This window comes from Arthrobacter sp. Cr_A7, assembly GCF_029222765.1.
GTDB lineage: Bacteria > Actinomycetota > Actinomycetes > Actinomycetales > Micrococcaceae > Arthrobacter.
Genome location: NZ_JARHXQ010000136.1, coordinates 1 through 338, shown reverse-complemented (window position 1 = coordinate 338; position 338 = coordinate 1). Strand labels below are relative to the sequence as shown.

Here is a 338-nt window from a genome sequence, read left to right as displayed (position 1 = left end):
GGCACGGTGGCCAGCAGCATCAGCAGGAGACCGATCGCCAGGAGCTTCAGGCCCAGGATGGTGAGCAGGATCCGGTTGAGGAGGGTTGGAGTGCTGTTCATGCGCCCACCACCCCTGACGGTGCCACGTTGACACGGGCTGCAGGTGACGGATCCAGCGCCATCTGGTCCAGCTCGTCCTGGATGGCGCTGAGGACTGTTCCCTCGTCGACGGGTACGCCGGACGTGGGCCTCACGTTCACCAGGACCTGGCGCTGCGAGACCACCACCATGACCTGTTCGGGGGTGACGTTTGCCGCCAGCCTGGCGCGGCGGGCCAGCGACGAGGCGATGACTTCG

General features: G+C 66.9%; 1 pseudogene. It reads right to left on the bottom strand.

Annotation, left to right across the window (positions count from 1 at the left end):
- Nucleotides 1-97: 97 nt before the first annotated feature.
- Nucleotides 98-338, bottom strand: a pseudogene (locus P2Q66_RS08415) (hypothetical protein); the annotation flags it as partial.